Origin of the sequence: Bacillus cereus group sp. MYBK108-1 (genome assembly GCF_051917185.1) — a bacterium.
In the GTDB taxonomy this organism is placed as follows: domain Bacteria; phylum Bacillota; class Bacilli; order Bacillales; family Bacillaceae_G; genus Bacillus_A; species Bacillus_A cereus.
Map to the genome: position 1 here is coordinate 115,104 of NZ_JBQAHZ010000007.1, position 23,114 is coordinate 138,217.

The following is a 23,114-nucleotide window of genomic DNA, read 5'->3' on the forward strand; positions in this document are numbered from 1 at the left end:
ATATACAATAGATATAATGATAGCATAATTTGTAGAAATATGTAGTGAATTGTTTGTTCACAAAAGACGCACTACACAAATTCATATGACTATTTAGACAGACTATACTCTTCATTTAAATTAGCGGGATTAAAAAAAGATAAGGGAAACCCCTTATCTTTTTTTATTGCTATATTTTCTCTTCACTTTGTCACGTTCTGTTGCAAGTTTACGTTTATAGTTTGGTTTTACTTTTTTCGGTTTTTTAATAACTTTCGTTGCCATAACATCAAGTTCGTCATTTGGTTTTTTACGGCTCTTACGACGACGACGCTCACCTAAATCTGCCCACTCATCTCCACGTAAATCTACATGTTTAAACTCGATATGACGTTGTTTTTCTAAGCTATCTAACGCTTCTTCGTTTGCTGGATCATAAATCGTCACTGCAATACCAGAATGCCCCGCACGTGCTGTTCTTCCAACGCGGTGAACGAAGAAATCTAAATCTGATGGTAACTCATAGTTAATAACATGGCTAATCCCTTCAATATCAATACCACGTGCTGCTAAATCAGTCGCAACAATATATTGGAATTCAAGGTCACGAATTTGTTTCATCATTTTTTTACGATCACGTGGTGATAAATCCCCGTGAATTCGTCCAACTTTTAAGCCACGTTCCATTAATCCATCAGCAACTTGGTCTGCCATCTTTTTCGTATTCGTGAAAACAACTGCTAAATACGGTTTAAATTGAAGTAGCATTTTATGCACTAAATCAATTTTATTACGATGTTTAGAAGGCACTAAATAGTGTTCAATGTTTCCAGCTGCAACTTGTTTTGGATTGATATGAATATGCTCTGGATTCTCCATATATTTCTTCAGAAACGGTTTTAGTTTTTGAGGAATTGTTGCAGAGAAAACTAACATTTGCAAGTTTTTAGGCATGCGTGCTGCAATTTTGTCTACATCATGAATGAATCCCATATCAAGCATTAAGTCTGCTTCATCGACAATAATCGTATTTGCTTTATGAACAAATAATGCTTGTTCTTCAACTAAGTCTTTAATACGTCCTGGTGTCCCAACTACGATATGAGGTTGTTTTTTCAATTTCTCAATTGAACGTTGTTTATCAGTTCCACCAATTAAACAACGTGCTGTAATCATTTGGTCTTCCGCACAAAACTTTGTTAATTTCACGATTTCTTCGTAAATTTGTTGTGCTAACTCACGAGTAGGCGCTGTAATAACAAGTTGTACTTCTTCACGACTTGCATTAATTCTGTTTAATGTAGGAAGTAAGTATGCATGTGTTTTCCCAGAACCTGTTTGGGATTGTCCAATTACACTTACACCTTTTTTCACGACCGGGAAAATTTTCTGCTGAATTCCTGTCGGCTCTGTAAAGCGTAGTTCACGAACTGCATCTATTAAAAATGGTTTAAAATCATACTGTGTAAAAGTTTGTTGTGTCATAAGTTACACCTTCTTTCTAAAATTTCTACTGCGCGCACAAATCAGTCAAGTCTACATTATATCGAAATCTACAAGTAAAATCCATCTTTAGTTTAGGTTTTCACTTCAAAAACTAACCTTCTTCCCTTTTATTGCATATTGTATGTGTATATACCTAACTGAAGAAAGGAGGATTTCTCACATGTTTCCGAAATCCCCTACAAGGCAAATGTATCCGAATCCAGGGCAGCAACCTTATACACCATATCCAATTCCACAACTACCACCAATGGCACAAAAAAAGAAAGGTTTTCTTGCTAAGCTTTTTAAAAAACACGATCCAACCGAGCCTTTTATGCAAATGGTTCCACCTTACCGACAAATGGAAGGGCAACCGATGATGCATCAGCAACCACCACCGCCCCAATATCAACAGCAATATCCGCAGCAATACCAACAACAATATCCGCAGCAACATCCACAATATCAACCATACATGCAGCAATATCCTGAGCAAATGATACCGCCTCAAATGTATGAATCAACTGAAACGCGCGGGGGCACAACTACAGCTGCGGCAACAGCAAGCAGTGGCATCGGCAGTTTTTTTTCGAACTTAATTTCAAATCCAACTAATATGATAAATAACATCGAAAAAGTATCCCAAGTCGTTCAATCTGTAGGTCCTGTCGTCGAACAGTACGGTCCTATTATGCGTAGTCTACCAAGCATTGTTAAAATCCTCACCTCTGGAAAAAGCACGGAAGAAAATCAAACGGAAAATGTAACAGAGCCAGTTGAAGTAGAAAGTCCGCCTCCTGCACCTCAAAAAAAGAAACGAAAACGAAAGAAAATAGTGATTGAACCTGTAATAGAAAAAGAGTTACCGAAAGAACCAGTTCAACAAACAGCAACAAAACCAAAACTATATGTGTAACAATCCTTTGTTTTCTATCCACTCCTCCTTTATAATGTAAAAGACTATGCACAAAAGTATCCCTTGTTTAGAAGGAGAGGATTACTCATATGAAAATTGTTAAAATTTCCCCTCGTGGTTATTGCTACGGTGTTGTCGATGCAATGGTAATTGCACGTAACGCCGCATTAGATAAATCATTGCCGAGACCCATTTATATTTTAGGTATGATTGTTCACAATAAACATGTTACAGACGCTTTTGAAGAAGATGGAATCATCACATTAGACGGTCCAAGTCGCTTAGAAATTTTAGATAAAATTGATTCTGGTACTGTTATTTTCACTGCACACGGTGTTTCTCCAGAAGTTAAACAACGCGCAAAAGAAAAAGGTTTAACAACAATCGATGCTACTTGCCCAGATGTTACCAAGACGCATGACCTTATCGAAGCTAAGAAAGCGGAAGGGTATCATGTCATTTATATCGGTAAAAAAAATCATCCAGAGCCAGAAGGCGCAGTTGGTATTGCACCTGACATCGTTCACCTTATCGAAAGAGCCGATGATTTAAAAACATTAGAAATCCCAACAGATAAAATTTTAGTAACAAATCAAACAACGATGAGTCAATGGGATGTTCAACATTTAATGGAGGACATTCAAAAAAAATTCCCAACAGCAGAATTCCATAAAGAAATTTGTTTAGCAACTCAAGTTCGCCAAGAAGCTGTCGCTAAACAAGCTGATGTTGCAGACTTAACAATTGTTGTTGGTGATCCGAAAAGTAACAATTCAAATCGCTTAGCACAAGTATCACAAGAAATCGCGGGTACAAAAGCATATCGAGTTGCTGATGTAAGCGAAATTCAATTAGAGTGGCTACAAGGTGTAGAAAACGTAGCTGTTACAGCAGGTGCTTCTACTCCAACGCCAATTACGAAAGAAGTTATCGCTTTCTTAGAGCAATATAACCCAATGAATCCCGCTACATGGGAAAGAGTTCGAAAAGTACCGTTACAAAAAATATTACCTCGCGTGAAAGTGAAAAAAGAACAATAATAAAAACCGTTGCTTGCATGAGCAACGGTTTTTATTTTTCTTATACAAATATAAATGGATCTGTATGTAACTGCGAAGCATGAATGTGTACATTGAGTTTCTTTGCATCCACTTTTTCTTGTAATTGCTTTTGTACACCTTGTTTCATTACTTTTTCAACATTATGTCCTGGGTCAACTATATTTAAACCGAGCATCATCGCATCATGAGCAACATGATAGTACATGTCACCAGTTACATATACATCTGCTCCTTTAAATTTCGCTTGGTTTATATATTTATTACCATCTCCACCAAGTACAGCTACTTTACGCACTTTATCGTCTAACTTACCGACAACTCTTGCGCCCTTCACGTCTAATGATTGTTTCACATGTTCTGCAAATTGACCAAGCGTCATTTCTTCTTGTAAGTATCCTATTTTTCCCAGTCCTAACGTTTCACCTTTATTATCAAGCGGATACACATCGTATGCTACTTCTTCATAAGGGTGCGCCGTTACCATTGCTTTAATCACTTTCCGCTGTAATGAAGCTGGAATAATCGTTTCGATTCGCACTTCTTCTACACGTTCTAACTGTCCAGTTTCCCCGATATAAGGATTTGTCCCCTCTTGAGGTACAAATGTGCCTGTACCCTCGCTACTAAACGTACAGTGGCTATAATTGCCGATATGACCAGCACCTGCGTCTCCTAATGCATTCCTTACTTCTTCTGCATGAGTGACTGGCACAAACACAACAACTTTTTTCATTTCTTCTGCATATGTCGGTGCCAAAACTTCTGTATTTTGCAATCCTAACGCCTCAGCAAGTAAATCATTTACCCCGCCCTTAGCAACATCCACATTTGTATGCGCTGCATAGATTGCAATATCATTTTTAATACACTTTTCAATAATTTTCCCATACGCCTTATCTGTATGAATCGCTTTTAACGGGTTAAAAATTAAAGGATGATGAGCAATAATGACATTTGCCCCTAATTGAATTGCTTCATCCACAACTTCTTCCGTTACATCTAACGCAATCAATACGTGCCGCACGGGTTTATTAAGCGCTCCAATCTGCAGGCCAATCTTATCTCCTTCCATCGCCAAATGCTTCGGATACATACTTTCAAATAAAGAAATAATTTCATGGCCATTTGGAATTTTACTCATGATAAAACCTCCCCTATCATTTTCATTTTCGCTTCTACTTCCCCACGCTTCGCTTTTGTTTCTTCAGAATCAGCTGCACGTTCTAACTGTTTTAAAATATTTTGGAAGCTTTTTAATTCTCCTTCCCATTTTTCAACGAAGGCTTCACTTTTTTCTGTTATTAAAAATGGTCCCATAAACAATTCAGCTTGTTTATTTTCAGAGTAAGGCGCTGCAACATTTCCTCGCTCCCCTACTAAAATTTCGTAAATTTTCCCATCTTCTTTTACGATTTTTTCATGGATAAGCTCCCAACCATTCTCAATAAACCATTCACGAATATGATGCGCTGCAATATTAGGCTGTAAAATTAAACGTGTTACACCTTCTAATTTTTCTTTACCACTTTCTAAAATGTCACGAATTAACGCTCCGCCCATTCCGGCAACTGTAATTACATCTACTTCTCCTGGTGCGATAACAGCTAATCCATTCCCTTTACGCACATCTACTTTATCTTGTAAACCACTTTCAGCTACAGTTGCTTGCGCAGAGCGAAATGGTCCATCTACGACCTCTCCTGCAACTGCTTTTGTAGCAATATTATTTATAATTGTATAACACGGTAAATACGCATGATCCGATCCAATATCAGCGACTGTAGATCCTACTGGTATTTCACGTACAACTTCTTCTAATCGTTTTGAAAGCTTTACTTCATTCATGTATTTCCATTACTCCTTCTCTTGTCAGTCTGTCTCCATGATAATGAATTTATAGTAGTTGTTGCAAGCCCATAACAACAATTCACTGCTCTATCATTCATCGTATTTTAGAAAATATAGAAAAACAAGCCCTTTGCATAAGCAAAAGGCTTGTCATACGGAACTTTATTTTTTCTTCGATAACCAATCAGCTACTTTAGCGGCTTGATCAGCTGGAACTATATTGGCAGGCATATTGCCTTTTCCTTTCGAAAGAATTTCTTTAATTTCATCCTTTGAAAGTTTCCCACCAATTTTTTGCAAGTTAGGTCCAACTGCCCCTTGTAACTGATCACCATGGCAGCTCGTACAGCTTTGCTTCACAATATCTTCTGGTTTTGATGCCGTTTGTGCTGGCTTCCCGCCATTTTTTGCATCAGCTAACTCTTTAGATTTATTTAGCCCCTGAAATGAAAATACAAACATAACGATAATACCCAATGCTGCAATAAGAGCGAACGGAATCAGCGGATTACGTTTCATATCTCTTCTCCCCCCTCTATACCCCTAAATAGTTAGATGATTCAGTCATTTCCATTGTACTTGAAAACGCTCTATCAGAAAAGAGTAAACTACCACTTATTAAAAATATTCCATAAATTCAGTTTATTGTTTTTTATTGTCATATCGCTTATTATTTCGATAATTATTAACGTTTCTCATCATATTTTTCGCTTTTCTACATATATTTTTGTATAGAATAAACAAAATTAATCGAAAAATCGAAAAATGAGCATTTGCAAATCAAAAGACAATTCTGTAAAATAAATTACAAGAAATTGTAATCGTTGCCGATAGCTAAATTTTAACAAAAATTAACAAAATAAAAAAGTTTACTTCACAATGGTGAAGTAAACTTAAAAAATAACCTATTCTAAGAAATCCTTAAGACGCTTACTACGGCTTGGATGTCTTAATTTGCGAAGTGCTTTTGCTTCAATTTGACGGATACGCTCTCTCGTTACGCCAAATACTTTCCCAACTTCTTCAAGCGTACGAGTTCGTCCATCATCTAAACCGAAACGAAGACGTAGAACATTTTCTTCACGATCTGTTAGCGTATCTAACACATCTTCTAATTGTTCTTTTAGCAATTCATAGGCTGCATGGTCCGCAGGCGATGTTGCTTCTTGGTCTTCAATAAAGTCACCTAAATGGGAGTCATCTTCTTCACCAATTGGTGTTTCAAGAGAAACTGGCTCCTGTGCAATTTTTAAGATTTCACGTACTTTTTCTGGAGCAAGATCCATTTCTTCACCAATCTCTTCAGGAGACGGTTCACGACCTAAATCTTGTAATAATTGGCGTTGTACACGAATTAACTTGTTAATCGTTTCAACCATATGGACTGGAATACGAATTGTTCGCGCTTGGTCTGCAATGGCACGTGTAATAGCTTGGCGAATCCACCAAGTTGCATACGTACTAAATTTGAAACCTTTACGATAATCGAACTTTTCAACAGCTTTAATTAGACCCATATTACCTTCTTGAATTAAGTCTAAGAAAAGCATACCACGGCCTACATAGCGCTTTGCAATACTTACTACAAGACGTAAGTTTGCTTCTGCAAGACGACGTTTCGCTTCTTCATCGCCTTCTTCAATACGCGTTGCAAGTCGAATTTCTTCTTCTGCAGATAGTAAGTCTACACGACCAATTTCTTTTAAATACATACGAACAGGATCGTTGATTTTAACCCCTGGTGGTACACTTAAATCATTGAGGTCAAACTCTTCTTCTGTTTTTGAAATTTGGCGATTATTAGGGCCTTCTTCGTTGTCATTATCACCAACTAAGTCAATGCCTTGTTCACCTAAATATTCATAGTATTCATCCATTTGATCGGATTCAATTTCAAATCCATTCATGCGTTCTGCAATCTCTTCATATGTAAGAACGCCACGTTTTTTTCCGAGCTCAGTGAGTTGTTCTTTCACTTGCTCAAGGGTCATTTCAGTTTCAATTTGTTTAGAACGAGCTGGTTTGTCAGCCATCTGTTCCCCTCCTTACGCGAGATACAAACATTCATTATACTAAAACTTTATCAAAAAAGCTATTTTCTCGCTTTTTGATTTTGTAAATATGCTACATAATATTTAGCAGCCTCTACAGGATCTGTTTTTTCCATTTGTTTCACTTTAAAGATGATCTCCATCTTTTCAAGTTTTTCCTGATGCCGTCTAAGCGTCTCCAAATGGCCTTGTAACACTTCTTCTGTGTATTCTGGATTAATAAATTCATCCGTCGAAATATCAGTGATAATATTTTTCAACTTTTCATCAGAGAGCCAACTTAAAAATGTTCCGACTGAAGGTTCATTTCCCTTTTCATAATATGCATATAGTTCATATAAAATCCCTTTATGTTCTTCTGTATGAAAATCTTCTATATGGGATTCCATACGAACAGCTACTTCTGCACTTTGCAACATATGGTAAATAATTTCTCTTTCCGCTCTTTCAAAACCTGTTAACTTCGGTTTTGTTTGAACGACTTGAGACGGTTTAGCAACCTGCTTTATTTGTTTTTGCTGTACCTTTTGTTCTTTGCGATATTGGTGCAATTGATTCAAAAGTGTTTCCATTGAATACGAAAATTCTTGCGATAATGACTTCAAATATGACTCTGCCTGCATCGCATCTTGTAACAACGATAACTCTTTTAAAACACTTTTCACATATTCTTCTTTGCCAGACTCATCTTGCAAATTTTTCCCTAAACGCAAATAATTTATTTTAAAACCAACAAAACTCACACTTGATTTCACAAGATTTTCAAAAGCGGTAGTCCCATATTGTTGCACATATTCATCAGGATCAAGCTTATCTGGCAAGGATGTGACTTTCACTTGGCAACCAACTTTTAGCAATAATTGCCCTGCTTTCATCGTCGCTTCTCGCCCTGCTTTATCACCATCATAGCAAAGAACAACAGTTTCAACGTTACGTCGCAGAAGTTTTGCTTGTTCTTCAGTTAAAGCTGTTCCCATTGTCGCAACAGCTTCTTCCACACCACTTTTTACCGCAGCTAGTACATCGGCATATCCTTCAAAAAGAACCACTTGCCCACGCTTTCTAATAAACGGTCTTGCTTGGTGGAAGTTATACAACAATTTACTTTTGTGAAAAATCGGTGTTTCAGGGCTATTTAAATATTTCGGAGTGTCATCCCCTAACGCCCTTCCACTAAACGCTATCACCTTACCTTGTAACGTATAGATCGGGAACATAACTCTTCCACGGAAGCGATCGTAATGACTACCATCCTTCTCACTTCTTATTAGAAGGCCAGCTTGTTCCATACTAGACAGCGATAAACCTCTTTTTTGTAAAATTTTCGTCGCCGCATCCCAAGCAGGTGATGCATAACCAATTTCAAACTTCTCAATCATCTCTTTCGTAATACCACGGTTTAATAAATATGAAAGTGCTTCATTTCCCTCTTCCGTATTTACTAATAAATGATGATAATACTTTTTCAACAATTCATGAGCTTGTTGCATGATGACAGTGTCATCAGATATGTCTTCTTGTTGTCCTTGTCCTGATGTGTACTCTGCAACCGCAATTCCATTTCTTTCGCCTAGCTTTTGAACAGCCTCGGTAAAAGCCAGTCCTTCCATTTTCATTAGAAAGGAAAATACATTTCCACCTTCTCCACATCCGAAGCAATGAAAAATTTGCTTATCAGATGAAACAGAGAATGAAGGAGAATTCTCACCATGAAATGGACAAAGGCCGAAATAGTTACGCCCCTGTTTTCTAAGTTGAACGTATTCACCAATGACTTCTACAATATCGGATGATGTCCGAATCTGTTCAACAACTTCTTCGGGAATTCTGTTCCCCATAACTCCATCTCCGTGTCGTATTTTGTATTCGATATAAATTAAAAAATTCCTTTATAATTCGACAATATTTTTCTAAACTTGTTAGAAAGTGTTGCCGATTACATTGTATAAACGATTTTGAACCTTTCCTATAGGTCCTTTATCTGCATAAATCGCATATACATACTTGCTATATAAAATTGTATACATTTGCTCATCTGTTACAAATGTATCTCTTAGAAACAATACATATACACCTTTTTACAAGAAGAGTAGCAAGCCACATATACTGTTTGATCTTGAGATCTGTAACTTTTTCATGTTGATCCATATAACAATCAACTCCATTTTGTTCAGTATCTACAATGATCCAATTGCCTTGCTATTTCCTTAAAGGATGAGCATATGATGCGACAAACAAAATTCCGACATGAAATTCCGCTCCAACTTGCACAATTTCAGCCTTCACGGGATATACATCTACACCAACTAATATGTTGTTGATGGTTTGCATATTTCTGTATTCTACATCCCTTCTGTGAATCCTTCCATAATGTGCGTTTTCTTGTATAGATTTTGTCGATTTAACGTAATTACATGTCTTTTTCGTAAATCCTATCCCTAGTTTATTCTGAAAAATTAAAGTCTAAACGTAAAATATAGGTTTTTATCACAATTTTTTATTATAATATATTTTCTTCAACTACGCTACATATCCCTTTATTTTTTCATCTTACATTTCAGGATGACAAACTCACACCTTGAATATACTAAAAGACAAAGGAGTATAAGTATAACCATTACACTACAATCTATTACAAAATCCATAGGTATCATATTTCACACGAGCGAAAAAAGCACATTCACCTTTGGTAAATGTGCTAAAACATTTTTTGGTTTTGCACTGCATTCACAATAATATTTGCTGTTTCTTCAATCGCTTTATTCGATACATCGATTACTTGGCAATTTATTTTACTAATTACTTCCTCAAAGTGATCAATTTCTTCTTGAATACGATTAATATTTGCATATGTTGCTCCATCACTTAATCCAAGTGATTTTAATCGTTCTTTTCGAATATGATTTAACTTATCTGGCGTAATTTTCAAACCGAAACATTTTTCTTTTGCCACTTGATATAGTTCTTCAGGTGGGTCAACTTCTGGCACGAGTGGTACATTCGCAACTTTCAAGCGTTTGTTATGAGCTAAATATTGGGAAAGTGGTGTTTTTGATGTACGCGAAACACCAATCAACACGATATCTGCTTTTAAAATACCTCGTGCATCTCTGCCGTCATCATACTTCACAGCAAACTCAATCGCTTCAATCTTTTTAAAGTATTCTTCATCTAACCTACGGACAACACCTGGCTCATATCTCGGCACTTGCCCCGTAATTTCTTCAATTTGATCAATAAGAGGGCCGATAATATCGTATGCCTCTACCCCTTCTTTTGCAGCCTCTGTTACTAAATACTGGCGCATATCAGGCTTAACTAACGTAAAACATATAAGTGCTTGATTACTCTTAGCAATCGAAATCACTTCTTTTAATGTCCCTGTATCTTCTACATACGGTACACGTCTAATATCAGGAGCAAACGGGAATTGCCCCATTGCTGCTCGAACAACCAAATCAGCCGTTTCCCCTACAGAGTCAGATACGACATATACGATTTTATTATCCATTACATTACCTCACTTTAAACAAATTACACTTATTCGTTATTTACTAAATTTACAAACGCACGTGTAATATTTGTTTTTGTAATTCGCCCAATCACTTCTAAACCTTGTTTCGTATCTTTTACAACTGGCATTGCATCAATCTGTCTTTCTATTAATTCCATCGCAATATCATATAAAGAATCCTCTCTACGACACATCGCAATGTTTGGCATCCTTGTCATGATAATATTAACCGGAAGAGAGGTTAAATCCTGCTTTCCTAAGCTCGCTCTTAATAAATCTTTACGAGACACAACACCAACTAATAGAGTCATCTGATCTACAACGAACAATGTACCAACGTCCTCTAAAAACATCGTACAAATTGCATCGTATACGGAAACATTTTTATCAATTACAACCGGTCTAGATTGATAATCTTGTACTTTAATTTTCTTAACAGCTTCAGATAATAGCTGCCCCCCAGTTTTACCCGTATAAAAATAACCTACGCGTGGACGTGCTTCTAAATAACCAGCCATCGTTAAAATTGCTAAGTCTGGTCTTAGCGTCGCACGTGTTAGACCCAATTGCGCTGCAATTGATTCCCCTGTAATAGGACCGTGATCTTTTACAATCTGAATGATATGTTCTTGCCGTTTATTCAGCTCTATGATAATCACCACCTTTAATGCACAACGAAAAAAGTTATACTATCTCTTAAATATTATATACTAAATATGCTATTCGAAAAAGAAAGTATGTAAAAAGGACCGTATACGGCCCAAAATTATATTTGAAACTTATCAAGTTGTTCTAAAAAACGTCTTGATTTCAAATAAATTCCGCAATATTCATCATAATATGTATTCAATACTAAACGCATTTGTTTTTTTGTGCTATCCTTTACCGATACATTTCCGAGCCTATGTAAATCGAAATGGAAGAAAAGGCGTAATAATTTATGAACAGCTTCTCCTACCGGTATACGATATGGGTCTTGCTCTGCATGACGTGAGCACAGAAAACCGCCTTCCCTTACGGAGAAGGCGACAAAGTCTGTTTCTTGATGACAAATCGCACATGTATCAAAGTACGGGCGCATCCCTAATACCGGAAGCATTTTCGTTTGATAAATTAATGATAATACTTCTGGATCAACACCCTCACACATATAATGCAACGTTTGATATAACATTTCAAATAAATACGGATTATGTTTTTTATCTTCTGTTGCTTTATCAGTTAACTCAACAATAAATGATGCATAAGCAGTTAAAAATATATCCTCGCGAATTTCTTTCATAGTTGAAATAATCTCGCCTTGTTGCAATGTTCCAAGCCCAGATCCCATTTGAATTAGAAAATGGCCATGTGTCATTAATTGCGACACAGATGCTAATCGGCTTTTCGGTTTTTTTGCCCCTCTTGCCATTGCACTTACCTTACCAAGTTCTCTTGAGAATATTGTAACAATTTTGTTCGTTTCTCCGTAATCTGTCGTACGGATAACGATGCCCTCAACTTTTTGAAACATGTTCGTCACCATCCAAGGTTTGAACAAAACGGGTCAAGAAATTGGAGAGTCTAGATGCGCTAGCTCCTCTTCATGTTGATCCATCTCATCGTTTACGTCTTTTTCCATTTCTTTCAAAAGCAAGTACGTTTCAATGCTTCCTGTTTTGGAGAAAAACTTCCAGGTAAAATCTAGCATAAGAATCCACCTTTCTCAATAAGCGTAGCCTATAAACCAATTTCCTTTGTTGTTATTAAATTGACCCATTTTGTCCATTTTCATGTGAGAAAAATTTTTCCTAATTTATCAAAGTTCATAAAAACCAATAATCAGTGGATGAACCAACCATCCACTGATTACAACTTTACTCTATTTTAGTACTCATCCTCGCGGAAACCTAGGTCACGAAGCTGAGACATTTTATTACGCCAATCTTTTTGCACTTTTACCCATACTTCTAAAAATACTTTAGAACCAAGTAGCGCTTCAATATCAAAACGAGCTCGCTTACCAACTTCTTTTAACATTTTCCCTTGTTTTCCAATGATGATTCCTTTTTGTGATGCACGTTCAACAACAATCGTTGCATTTATATAAACTGCCCCGCCCTCACGCTTTTGAATCGCATCGATAACAACAGCCACAGAATGCGGCACTTCTTCACGTGTTAAATGTAGTACTTTCTCACGAATAAGCTCTGCAATAATAAATCTCTCCGGATGATCCGTTACTTGATTCTCTGGATAGTATTGTGGTCCTTCTGGTAAATACTTTTTAATTGTTCCAATTAAAGCGTCCACATTATTACCGTCTAACGCAGAAATTGGTACAATCTCTGCAAATTCATGTAGTTTACGATATTGATCAATTAACTCTAGTAATTGCTCTGGATGAAGTTGGTCAATTTTATTAATGACTAAAAATACTGGTTGTTTCGTTTCTTTTAATTTCTCAATGATGAATTCCTCACCACGACCAAATCCTTCAACTGCATTAACCATAAACAGAACAATATCAACTTCTTTTAATGTCGTTTGCGCCATCTTTACCATGAAGTCGCCTAATTTATGTTTAGGTTTATGTATTCCTGGTGTATCAATGAAAATAACTTGTGCATCATTTTCTGTATATACACCTTGAATTTTATTACGAGTCGTTTGTGGCTTATCACTCATAATAGCAATTTTCTGGCCGATAATACGGTTTAAAAATGTAGATTTTCCAACATTCGGTCTGCCAATAATAGAGACAAAACCTGATTTATAACCTTTTCTATTCATGTAAATCCTCCGCTAAAAATGCTCCTGGTAACAATTCTCCGACTGTCGTCTCTTGAACGTCACCATGTAAGTTTGATAAGTATACTTTCGTATCCTGTTTACATAATTCTACCATAACTTGTCGACATGCTCCACAAGGAGGTACTGGACGCTTTGTATCTGCTACAACCGCAATGGCTACAAATTCGTTATCTCCTTCAGAAACCGCCTTAAATAAAGCTGTTCTTTCAGCACAATTACATAAGCCATATGATGCATTCTCAACATTACATCCACGATACACTTTTCCATCGCGCGTTAATAATGCTGCACCTACTTGAAATTTAGAATATGGTACGTACGCTTGTTTACGCGCTTCGATTGCTTCTAGAATTAATTGTTTACTATTCATATTCCCGCATCCTTCCTGTTCACAGCTATGAAGAGATACACTCTCTCATTAAAGGCCCTTACGGCACTTCCAAAGCTTAATAAAAGCTTCGGAATGCAACTATACCATATACGGTAAAAAGATAATAGCACCAATTATAACAGCTATAATTGCAAACAATAAAACCGCTCCTGCCGCAACATCCTTTGCAATTTTTGCAAACGGATGAATATCGGCAGTCGCTAAATCTACCGTTTTTTCCACAGCCGTATTTACCATCTCTAAACTCATTACACTCCCTATTACAATAAGTAATATCATCCACTCTATTTTCGTAATATGGAAATAAAAGCCGCAGCATATAACAATGACTGCGGCTAAATAATGGATTTTCATATTTCGTTCATGACGAAAACAAAAGAATATACCAGCTATAGCATATCCAAAACTATCTATAAGTTTTCCTTTTTTCATCGTCCTAATCCAAAAGCTTCTAAAATTTCTTTTTGTCTTCCGAACATTTCTTTTTCATCTTCTTCTGTCATGTGATCATAACCAAGTAAATGTAAAAAGCCATGTAACGCCAAAAATCCAAGTTCACGATCGAAAGAATGTCCGTACTCTTCAGCTTGCTCTTTCGCCCTTGGAATAGAGATAATAAGATCCCCTAACATGCGCGGCATCTCTGCACCAACAATCTCCATTTCTCCTTCTCCCATCTCTTCCATGGCAAAGGATATTACATCTGTAGGTTGATCTTTATCTCGGTAATCACGATTAATTTCTCTAATGCGCTCATTATCTACAAATGTCACCGATACCTCCGCACCATCCTCGATATTTTCCATTTGAGCTGCTTTTTCTAACACTTCACGAATTAAACTCATATACTCTTCTTTTACTTCTTCTGTTTCATCAATAAAATCAATTAACAAACTCATTCTTTCTCCTTTTCTTCCGGAGGTTCCGGATATGTAATACGCGAATGGAAAATACCATTTAACGTTTCACACAACGTTTTTCCAACGATTTGTAGTTCCTTAAACGTCAAATCACATTCACTAAATTGACCGTCTTGCAGTCGATCTTTAATAATACTTTGCACCAAATTATTAATTTGTTCTGGCGTTGGGTGATTCATAGAACGTACCGCAGCTTCTACACTATCAGCAATACCAACAATTGCCGATTCTTTCGAAGTTGCTTTTGAACCTGGATAACGGAACATCTCTTCTGTATATTTTTCTTTATCTTCTTTAATAGCTTTATAATAAAAATATTTCAGTAACGTTGTACCGTGATGTTGCCCAGCGATATCAATAATTTCTTGTGGAATATGATATTCTTCGAGCATTCTTACTCCATCCGTTACGTGAGCAATTATAATATCTTTACTCGTTACAGGATCTAATTTATCATGCGGGTTTTTAATTCCCATTTGGTTTTCAATAAAGAATTGCGGTTGTACTGTTTTTCCTACATCATGATAATATGCCCCTACACGCGCTAATACACCATTTGCCCCAACTGCTTCACAAGCAGCCTCAGAAAGATTCGCTACCATTACACTATGATGATATGTCCCTGGCGCTTCTAACAAAATTCTGCGTAAAAGCGGATGATTTGGACTTGATAGTTCCATAAGCTTCATACTTGATACGATTCCAAGTCCACTTTCTAAATATGGTAAAATCCCCATAGCCAAAACGGATGATATAATCCCTGAAAGTGAAGCCATTAATAATTGTGTACCAATTTCAAGAGGCGAAAAATTCCCATTACGTAATAATAAAAGCGCCGCCAATACGACTACATTTAATACAGAAACGAGTATACCAGCTTGTAAAATCATTGTACGACGATTTTTTTCTCGCAAGAAAATACTAACCGATAACGAACTTAACAATACGTAAATCCCTACACTATAATTTAATGTACTCGTTACTCCTTCATTAAACATAATACTTCCGCATACAGAAAAAATCATACTCGTTAAAAAGACAAATCGATCACCAATCATTAGTTTTACAAGTATTGTTCCCATCGCAACTGGGACAACATATGCAATCCCTGCGTATTCAAGTTTTTGAAACAAACTAATGATTTTCATTAAGACGATTGTGATAGACAAAATTGTAATATACGCTAAAACATACGGTCTATCTTCTCTTTTTCTCTTTAAAAATAATTCAAATTGTTTATGCATAAAGTATAGTAACACACCAATGAGTACCGCTAATCCAACATAAGGTTGAAAACCGTTCCCTTTTTCTAACAAACCAACTAATTTCAACTGATTATACACATCACTTGAAATTGTTTCACCTTCTCTAACAAGAACTTGTCCTTGAAGAATATAAACAGGTGGAACTAAATCTTCCTCTGCTTTTCTCTTCTCTTTCGTTAAGATTGGGTCATAAAAATAGTTAGCTGAAATTGCATATCTTCCTAGCGCCTTAATTGATTCTTTTAAACCATTATCAACATTAACACTATTCATCTCACTTACATATCGTTCTTTCGCATCTTTCAATTCGTCCATTTTAATATGCTCAGTCATGATACTATTAATCGCTGTGACCGCAGCATCTTTCGCTAATACTAATTGGCTCGGATCTGCATTAATCAAATTCAGTAAGTTTGAATCAGATAACTCTTTCGTTAAGTCAGCGGGTAGTTTCTTTTTTAACTTGTCCACTTTCTCAGCATCAGTCATCTTTTTTTGATCATCCGGTCCAACAGCTTTAATCTCTTGCACCACTTCATCCACTTTAGCAAAGACGTCATTCACAATATCAACTTTGTTTTGTTTATACTCACTTTTATATGTATATTGATCTTCAACTTTTGTAGCGGCTTCTTTTTTCTTTTTATCCGTTGTAACTTTATCTTCAATTTTTATAGGAGAATGGATTGTCTTTTTCGCAATAGAATACATATTAACATCTAATTGTTCTGGTTTTACATTATTCATAAGCGCAAAAAACAGCACTGCTCCTAACACAACGTAAGAAATCCAACTTAGTTTTTTCGAATGTTGTAAATTACGAAACCACTTAGAAATTTCTTGAGATCTTGACATGATTTCAATACCTTCTCCTCTCCAGAAATAAAGTGAAACTATTTATAGCTTTCATTTCTTCTACCAAACGATACTTTGAGGCAATATTTTATACACTAGTACCAATAGTTTATTTTCCTTATCTTTCATGATAGTAAAAAATATGACGTTCGCCAACCTTATCATACAAAAAGAAATGATCCTGACAAATAGGATCATTCCATTTTATCATATGCCTCAATAATACGTTGCACCAATGGATGTCTCACAACGTCCGTTTGTTCTAATGTAATAAATGACAGACCTGATACACCAGATAAAATATTAGCAGCTATAGATAGCCCTGATTTTACCCCTTTTGGCAAGTCTACTTGTGAAGGGTCCCCTGTAATAACCATTTTAGAACTAAAACCTAATCTTGTTAAAAACATTTTTATTTGAGCACCCGTTGTATTTTGAGCCTCATCTAAAATAACAAATGAATCATCAAGCGTACGCCCCCTCATATAAGCAAGCGGAGCTATTTCAATTACTCCTCGCTCCATCATACGCTGCGTATATTCTTGTCCAAGAATATCATGTAAAGCATCATATAACGGGCGTAAGTATGGATCTACCTTCTCTTTCAAATCCCCTGGTAAAAAACCTAAATTTTCTCCAGCTTCTACAGCAGGTCTTGTTAAAATAATTTTCTTTACATATCCTTGTTTTAAAGCCCTCACAGCCATTACTACAGCTAAATATGTTTTTCCAGTTCCTGCAGGCCCTATCCCAAAGACAATATCATTCTTCTTCATCGCATGAATATATCTTCTTTGCCCCATTGTTTTTACACGAATGGATTTACCTTTTGCAGTCTTGAAAATTTCTTCCTCATATAACTCTTCAAATTGAGCAATTTTCCCTTGTTGTGCAAGCTGAATCGCATACGCAACATCTCTCTCTGAAATTGATATACTTTTACGAATTACAACAAGTAATTGCTGTAAGATTTTTTCTACGAGTGCCACCGTTTCAACTGCCCCAGATACATGAACAGTTTCTCCTCTAGTTACGATCGATACATTCAGTTCTCGTTCAATTACTTTTAAATGCGCATCATTAACTCCAAAAAGAGCGATTGCTTCGTTAGCATTTTCCAATTGTTGGTTCATTTCTACTAATTGTTCTGCCATTACTCAGTCTCCTTGAATATCGGATTCGGATATTGGTTGTGGCTCTGCAATATTTTCAACCACAGTATAATGCAATGTGACTTTTAGTTGATCCGCCTCAACCTCTTTACTCAAAATCTTATCACTTACAATCATAGCATGTTCATCCAATTTTTTCTTTAGTTCTTTTTCGGCCATCTCCTTCGCTACTTTCAGCGCTTGCTTTTCTGTATATTCTCGATTCGCTTCTTCCTCTTCTCTCACAACATCTTTTTCATATGCAATCGGCAGTGTAAAACCAAATAATTTCACATCATGCTTTACACTTTCAGTACGAGAGCGTTTATACTTATCATGCTGAAATCCCCATATTTTTATTTTCGTATCCCCGAATTTAAGAAAATGTTCATTGTATACATTACCAGTATACACTTGGAATTGCGTCTTTAACGGGACATCCACCTTAGATGTATACCACGTTTCGCCATATACAATACCTTTCGCTGAAACAATCGTCGGACTTTCCTCATTACCATATATTCCCGATACGAGAATCTGTCCTTTTTCTACATGATCATTTTTCAGTACAACCGGCTTTCCAACTTCTACAAACGTTTTTGTAATAATCGCTTCTTTTTTTGCTACTAAATTTTGCGGCCTTTGTTCCTTTTCTTTCTTCGGTTCGTTTTTTTCAACAATTTTAAAATGATAAGTCGTTCCCCTTACTTCTAGTCCCGCCCAAGTAATGGCATTAATATTATCTGTCAAATGGCGTTGTACATCTTCTACATTCGGCATTTGAAATTGTAGTTTCCCTTTTTTAATACCCATTTTATCCAATTCTTTCATCAATATATATTCTGTTTCAGGTTTAGCTCCTGTAATTTCAATTTTCCAAACCATATTTGACATTGCAATCACACCAAAAAAGAAAATTAAAAAACCAATTAAAAATCCACTGTTTTTAATTAAACGTTTATTCCAAAAAGGAAAACCATAACGTCCAATAAAATATAATTTACATTCATTTTTTCTATAAATTGGTTTTATTTTTTTCACATCGCGTAACAACATACAAAAAACTAACGTTTCATCAGCTATCTTTTTAACATCCCAAACTAATAAATTCCTCCGTACACATTCATTAACAAACCGTTCCGCTCCTCTACCTTCAATTCGCACTTTTACATATCCAAGCCACTTTATAAACCATTTATTTTTCATTTACCACCTTCACTACCTTTCTAAAAGTAGATATACTACTTTTTATTTGAAGCATTAAAATAGCTCGTACTAAAATAAAACAGAGTAAAACTGTAATCAGTCTCTATCAACGGAACTTTTACAGGATAAAGAAGAAAAACTTCACAAATGGAAGTTTCACTTCAATCACCTTTTTTTTCATTTTCTAAAAATGTTACTTGCTCAATTATCCCCTCGAGTAAAAGCTCTTCTGGAAGAATCGTTTTAATAACAAAGGATTGTCCTTTAATTAATAATTGACCGTGTTTTAAAAGCAATCGCACTTCTTTATCTGAAAACACTAATAACCCCCGATGATTTTCTATATAAATATGTATTTGCCCAACAAGAGTAATCCGAGGTAGATCCATTAATACATCCACTGGTAGGTCTACTTGTTTTGTCAACCAATTTTTCATTTGTTCTAATTTCTTCATCTCGAAAGACCCCCTCTCATCCCATATATATGTATTTCTTCACAAGTGCCTATCGTGTTATAACGACTTCACTAACATAACTATATTCTGCAAGAGTTCATATCATGTTAATTAAAACAGTCGCTATATGAAATCATATTTGTCAGGACAATGATGGATCAGAGGATGTTACCTTTAATAATAGAAGTATTAATACAAGAATATGCGCCCCTACAGGATATCAGTACAAGTTACATTAAGAAATTGAGCCTAGCGAGAAGTGGGAAACTTGAAAAAACCTGTTACAATTCGTTCTGGACGTGACATACTGACCATAGAATAAGTAGTTGTCATTTATTGGACAACTGAGATAAAGTAAAACTATAATCAATCCTCACCAATCGGGCTACCCGTTAATGCGGGATAAAATCAAAAAAAAGAAAATTTCTTCACTCTGAATGTTACGTTGTAAGTAAGAATATTTTATAGATGGTTGTTATATGAATTTCAAAAAATATTAGGGTTCATTAAAAAATGAATTAATAAATGAGGAAATACGAAAGGAAATCGGCTTTGGTCAAGAAATTTTGAATGTTATAAAACAAGTTACCGACAGTAATATCCAGCCATTTTATGCAACTGATGCAAAATCTAAAATAGTTAGAATCTCTTTCGTTACCTTTGAGGATTATGCTGAAGAGCAAGCTATAAAACTTCAATCTGAGTTTCAGAAGGCTCGGTACTTAGCTTTTATTCGCGAAAGAAGTTTTAGTCAAGGAAGTAAGAATAGGTGTAGAATCGGAATTATATAAGGAAATAATAAATTGAAACTTTAACTAGAGGGGTTTCTATCACTTACAGAAACGCTTTTTAAGCAATATAGCGTTTCTCCTTAATAAGAACAATAAAAAAACGTCTCATACGAAATGAGACGTTTTTTTATGCTAATAGCTGGATAACCAGCTTATTCACAAGTGATCCGTCTGTTTTACCTTTTACTTTCGGCATAACAGCAGTCATCACTTTACCCATATCTGCTTTAGAAGTCGCACCAACTTCAGAAATAACTTGCTTGATTACATCAACTAGTTCTTCTTCAGTTAATTGCTCTGGCAAATATGCGCTTAAAATCTGAATTTCACTTTGCAGTTTATTAACAAGGTCTTCACGACCAGCTTTTTTAAATTCAAGGAGGGAGTCCTTATACTGTTTTACTTCACGAGCTAAAACTGTTATTTCCTCTTCTTCAGTAAGAGTATGTTGCAGTTTAATACCTTCATTTTGTAAAGCAGCCTTAACCATACGAATAACGGTTAATTTTTCTTTTTGTTTATTCTTCATCGCTTGTTTCATATCATCGTTTAAACGACCGAGAAGACTCATAACTTACACCCTCTCTTAGAATTTACGCTTTCTTGCCGCTTCAGATTTCTTCTTACGTTTTACACTTGGTTTTTCATAAAACTCGCGCTTTCTTGCTTCAGCAAGTGTACCAGTTTTAGAAACCGATCTTTTAAAACGGCGAAGTGCATCCTCCAAAGACTCGTTTTTACGAACGACTGTTTTTGACATTCTCTTTCCCTCCCTCCGAAACATCACACTTACATACTAACTTCAGCATGCAAAAAGAAACACTTCTTCAGCATGTCTTTTACGATTATAATACATTTTATCACTTCAGGTCAACTATTTGGCAGAATAAAAGAAGAATAGAAGCATTTCCTTTTCAAAAGTTATGCAAATAACTAGTATCCTTCACTGATGAAGACAACTATATTTTTATCATTTCATCTTTTTTCATACAGGGATGCATGAAACGCCTCCCCACCTTCTATTACTTAACCGCTTCAAATAAAGAAAGCATGCAAACCGTTTCCGGTTGCACGCTCTTTTTATGCGCTAGCTGATTCTTTTTTCACATCATCTTCAAGAACACGAACAAATTGCGCTTCGTTATATGGATAACCAGCTTTCGTAATTTTCACTTTCACTAGCTTACCAATTAATTCTTCTGATCCTTCAAATACAATTTTCAAGTAGTTATCTGTATAACCTACATATAACCCTTCACGGTCGCCCTCTTTAAATTGCTCTTCCGGAATGATTTCAAGCACTTCACCTTCAAACGCTGATGCGTACTCTTTCGCTAATTGATTAGATAGCTCAATTAAACGATGAACACGATCGTTCTTCACATCTTCAGGAACTTGATCTTCCATGCGCGCTGCAGGTGTTCCTGTACGTTTTGAGTAAGGGAACACATGTAACTCAGAGAAGCGGTTCTCTTTAATGAAATTGTATGTTTCCATGAATTCTTCTTCTGTTTCACCTGGGAAACCAACGATTACGTCAGATGTAATCGCAAGGCCTGGTAACGCTTCTTTCAAACGATCTAAACGCTCTTGGAAGAATTCCATCGTATATTTACGACGCATACGTTTTAATACAGTATTAGAGCCAGATTGCAACGGAATATGCAAGTGGCGTACAACTACTTCAGATTTATCTAACACTTCAATTACTTCATCTGAAATTTGACTCGCTTCAATAGAAGAAATACGAAGACGTTTTAATCCGCCTACTTCCGCTTCCATATCACGAAGTAATCCAGCTAAGTTATAATCTTTTATGTCTTCGCCGTATCCACCTGTATGAATACCCGTTAATACGATTTCTTTATAGCCTGCATCCACTAATTGTTGCGCTTGTTTAATAACTTCTTTTCCATCACGAGAACGCATTAAACCGCGCGCCCAAGGAATGATACAGAATGTACAGAAGTTATTGCAACCCTCTTGTATTTTTAAAGACGCACGTGTACGATCCGTGAAATAAGGTACATCAAGTTCTTCGTACACACGTGTTTTCATAATATTGCGGACAGCATTAATTGGTTGACGCTCTTTACGGAATTCTTCGATGTAACCTAACATCTTTTCACGATCCTGTGTACCAACTACAATATCCACACCCGGGATCGCCATAATTTCAGCTGGAGATGTTTGTGCATAACATCCCGTTACACAAATAACTGCATCTGGATTTTGACGCACAGCACGTCTGATTACTTGACGGCTTTTTTTGTCCCCAGTATTCGTTACTGTACATGTGTTAATAACATATACATCAGCTTTCTTTTCATATTCTGTTCTTTCATAACCACCTTGTTTAAACAATTGCCAAATGGCTTCTGTTTCATAGTGGTTTACTTTACAACCTAACGTATGGAACGCAACAGTTGACAT

The 23,114-nt window shown here is 36.1% G+C and carries 24 protein-coding genes; 2 read left to right on the top strand and 22 right to left on the bottom strand.

The genetic code is table 11. The features are described 5' to 3' along the window. Positions 1 to 153: 153 nt before the first annotated feature. Positions 154 to 1,464 (bottom strand): DEAD/DEAH box helicase, encoded by a 1,311-nt coding sequence (locus ACTFSL_RS12880; protein WP_000194017.1) that lies wholly within the window; start codon positions 1,462 to 1,464, stop codon positions 154 to 156. A gap of 181 nt (positions 1,465 to 1,645) precedes the next feature. On the opposite strand from ACTFSL_RS12880, the gene ACTFSL_RS12885 reads away from it, so the two are divergent. Next, positions 1,646 to 2,380: a YqfQ family protein gene (locus ACTFSL_RS12885; RefSeq protein WP_000484167.1), complete on the top strand. Its 735-nt coding sequence runs from the start codon at positions 1,646 to 1,648 to the stop codon at positions 2,378 to 2,380. A gap of 89 nt (positions 2,381 to 2,469) precedes the next feature. After that, a complete protein-coding gene (locus tag ACTFSL_RS12890; RefSeq protein WP_000706662.1) occupies positions 2,470 to 3,420 on the top strand; it encodes a 4-hydroxy-3-methylbut-2-enyl diphosphate reductase in 951 nt (316 codons plus the stop codon). Positions 3,421 to 3,460: 40 nt separating this feature from the next. Here the strand turns inward: ACTFSL_RS12890 and ACTFSL_RS12895 are convergent, their stop codons facing one another. The 21 genes from ACTFSL_RS12895 to mtaB all read right to left on the bottom strand — a co-directional run bounded on the left by ACTFSL_RS12895 (position 3,461) and on the right by mtaB (position 23,114). Beyond that, the gene (locus ACTFSL_RS12895) at positions 3,461 to 4,582 is read right to left on the bottom strand and encodes a Nif3-like dinuclear metal center hexameric protein (protein WP_000036243.1); all 1,122 of its coding nucleotides are present in this window, start codon (positions 4,580 to 4,582) and stop codon (positions 3,461 to 3,463) included. After that, positions 4,579 to 5,286: a tRNA (adenine(22)-N(1))-methyltransferase gene (locus ACTFSL_RS12900; protein ID WP_440041818.1), complete on the bottom strand. Its 708-nt coding sequence runs from the start codon at positions 5,284 to 5,286 to the stop codon at positions 4,579 to 4,581. The genes ACTFSL_RS12895 and ACTFSL_RS12900 overlap by 4 nt, the downstream gene beginning before the upstream one ends. Positions 5,287 to 5,451: 165 nt before the next feature. Next, positions 5,452 to 5,808, bottom strand: a complete 357-nt coding sequence (gene cccA, locus ACTFSL_RS12905; RefSeq protein ID WP_000828141.1) for a cytochrome c550 — start codon at positions 5,806 to 5,808, stop codon at positions 5,452 to 5,454. 386 nt (positions 5,809 to 6,194) lie between these two features. After that, a complete protein-coding gene (rpoD, locus tag ACTFSL_RS12910) occupies positions 6,195 to 7,322 on the bottom strand; it encodes an RNA polymerase sigma factor RpoD (RefSeq protein WP_000764065.1) in 1,128 nt (375 codons plus the stop codon). A gap of 59 nt (positions 7,323 to 7,381) precedes the next feature. After that, positions 7,382 to 9,178, bottom strand: coding sequence for a DNA primase (dnaG, locus tag ACTFSL_RS12915; RefSeq protein WP_000528221.1), 1,797 nt, complete (start codon positions 9,176 to 9,178; stop codon positions 7,382 to 7,384). Positions 9,179 to 9,259: 81 nt separating this feature from the next. Continuing rightward, entirely contained in the window at positions 9,260 to 9,403 is a 144-nt protein-coding gene (locus tag ACTFSL_RS12920) for a hypothetical protein (protein ID WP_000479733.1), read from the bottom strand. 635 nt (positions 9,404 to 10,038) lie between these two features. Further along, on the bottom strand, positions 10,039 to 10,851 hold the full coding sequence (locus ACTFSL_RS12925) for a pyruvate, water dikinase regulatory protein (RefSeq protein WP_000368944.1): 813 nt from the start codon (positions 10,849 to 10,851) through the stop codon (positions 10,039 to 10,041). Positions 10,852 to 10,880: 29 nt separating this feature from the next. Then, on the bottom strand, positions 10,881 to 11,513 hold the full coding sequence (locus tag ACTFSL_RS12930; protein WP_000583756.1) for a helix-turn-helix transcriptional regulator: 633 nt from the start codon (positions 11,511 to 11,513) through the stop codon (positions 10,881 to 10,883). Between the two features lie 107 nt (positions 11,514 to 11,620). Further along, on the bottom strand, positions 11,621 to 12,367 hold the full coding sequence (gene recO / locus ACTFSL_RS12935; RefSeq protein ID WP_000487009.1) for a DNA repair protein RecO: 747 nt from the start codon (positions 12,365 to 12,367) through the stop codon (positions 11,621 to 11,623). 33 nt (positions 12,368 to 12,400) lie between these two features. Then, positions 12,401 to 12,544, bottom strand: coding sequence for a YqzL family protein (locus ACTFSL_RS12940; protein WP_000883924.1), 144 nt, complete (start codon positions 12,542 to 12,544; stop codon positions 12,401 to 12,403). Positions 12,545 to 12,720: 176 nt separating this feature from the next. Further along, positions 12,721 to 13,626, bottom strand: a complete 906-nt coding sequence (gene era / locus ACTFSL_RS12945; protein ID WP_001080230.1) for a GTPase Era — start codon at positions 13,624 to 13,626, stop codon at positions 12,721 to 12,723. After that, positions 13,619 to 14,017, bottom strand: coding sequence for a cytidine deaminase (locus ACTFSL_RS12950; protein ID WP_001086283.1), 399 nt, complete (start codon positions 14,015 to 14,017; stop codon positions 13,619 to 13,621). The genes era and ACTFSL_RS12950 overlap by 8 nt, the downstream gene beginning before the upstream one ends. Before the next feature lie 99 nt (positions 14,018 to 14,116). Beyond that, positions 14,117 to 14,470 (bottom strand): diacylglycerol kinase family protein, encoded by a 354-nt coding sequence (locus ACTFSL_RS12955; protein WP_000715464.1) that lies wholly within the window; start codon positions 14,468 to 14,470, stop codon positions 14,117 to 14,119. Further along, positions 14,467 to 14,937, bottom strand: coding sequence for an rRNA maturation RNase YbeY (gene ybeY / locus ACTFSL_RS12960; RefSeq protein ID WP_000054684.1), 471 nt, complete (start codon positions 14,935 to 14,937; stop codon positions 14,467 to 14,469). Before ybeY ends, ACTFSL_RS12955 begins: the two co-directional genes overlap by 4 nt. Further along, positions 14,934 to 17,078: an HD family phosphohydrolase gene (locus ACTFSL_RS12965; protein ID WP_000091510.1), complete on the bottom strand. Its 2,145-nt coding sequence runs from the start codon at positions 17,076 to 17,078 to the stop codon at positions 14,934 to 14,936. Before ACTFSL_RS12965 ends, ybeY begins: the two co-directional genes overlap by 4 nt. Before the next feature lie 194 nt (positions 17,079 to 17,272). After that, complete coding sequence (locus ACTFSL_RS12970; RefSeq protein ID WP_000840501.1) at positions 17,273 to 18,232, bottom strand: PhoH family protein; 960 nt, start codon at positions 18,230 to 18,232, stop codon at positions 17,273 to 17,275. Positions 18,233 to 18,235: 3 nt separating this feature from the next. Beyond that, positions 18,236 to 19,435 carry a sporulation protein YqfD gene (yqfD, locus tag ACTFSL_RS12975; protein ID WP_000792498.1) on the bottom strand — a complete coding sequence of 400 codons (1,200 nt, stop codon included), beginning with the start codon at positions 19,433 to 19,435 and terminating at the stop codon, positions 18,236 to 18,238. A 161-nt stretch (positions 19,436 to 19,596) separates the two neighbouring features. Then, positions 19,597 to 19,890 (bottom strand): sporulation protein YqfC, encoded by a 294-nt coding sequence (gene yqfC / locus ACTFSL_RS12980; RefSeq protein ID WP_000732269.1) that lies wholly within the window; start codon positions 19,888 to 19,890, stop codon positions 19,597 to 19,599. 918 nt (positions 19,891 to 20,808) lie between these two features. After that, entirely contained in the window at positions 20,809 to 21,252 is a 444-nt protein-coding gene (locus ACTFSL_RS12985) for a GatB/YqeY domain-containing protein (protein WP_000054562.1), read from the bottom strand. Positions 21,253 to 21,267: 15 nt separating this feature from the next. Beyond that, positions 21,268 to 21,441 (bottom strand): 30S ribosomal protein S21, encoded by a 174-nt coding sequence (gene rpsU / locus ACTFSL_RS12990; RefSeq protein WP_000048061.1) that lies wholly within the window; start codon positions 21,439 to 21,441, stop codon positions 21,268 to 21,270. 320 nt (positions 21,442 to 21,761) lie between these two features. Then, positions 21,762 to 23,114 carry a tRNA (N(6)-L-threonylcarbamoyladenosine(37)-C(2))-methylthiotransferase MtaB gene (gene mtaB / locus ACTFSL_RS12995; protein WP_000108680.1) on the bottom strand — a complete coding sequence of 451 codons (1,353 nt, stop codon included), beginning with the start codon at positions 23,112 to 23,114 and terminating at the stop codon, positions 21,762 to 21,764.